This window comes from Oleiphilus sp. HI0080 (genome assembly GCF_001635135.1).
This window is the reverse complement of sequence record NZ_LWFU01000017.1, coordinates 1-610: the sequence shown is the minus strand read 5'-3', so window position 1 is coordinate 610 and position 610 is coordinate 1. Positions and strand designations below refer to the sequence as shown.

Annotated in this window: 1 protein-coding gene; it reads left to right on the top strand. The window is 47.0% G+C overall.

All coding sequences use genetic code 11. The annotated features are described in order from the left end of the window. A partial coding sequence (locus A3751_RS22360) for a hypothetical protein (protein WP_197466058.1) occupies positions 1-610 on the top strand: 610 nt, incomplete at both ends.

Here is a 610-nt window from a genome sequence, read left to right as displayed (position 1 = left end):
GGCTATTGGTTTGGCGCGCTAGGTGGCGAGGGCACGATTGCATTGTCGAACTTAACGATTGATGTGTTAAATCAGGATCCTGACGCGTTAATCGACCCAGCCCGAGATTATGGTAGCGGTTTGGCGTTGGGGTTCGATACTTTACAAGCGGGATTGTTCTTTGATGCGATTGTTCTTGGCGAGACGAAAGACAACATTGATGCATATAAGGCAAATGCTTCGGCTCCAATTAAATCCTTGGGAGGTTTAGGCGTTAATTTGTTGCTAGCAGATGGTGTGTATGATGCGACGGCGCGGAGTAATCGTCTCCTGTTGCAGGCTGGTGGAAATGTTGATTCGGGTTACCAGGGCTTGCGCATTGATACTGAGTTAAGTGTTGTTAGCCCAAATAATGAGTCCAACCTAGTCTATGTGGAGGACGGTTTTGGTCTGATGTATAGCGGTATAGAAGCCTATATTGATGGCGATATCACTCTTGATGTTACGTCTGATGGTGTGCTTGGTTCAACGCAGTTTTATGATGGCCTAAGGATTGGCTTCGAGGATCTTGATATTGCGTACAGGAGTGAAGGTTTCCGTTTTGGTCGTTCTGCTGACGGGAGTAGCCTTA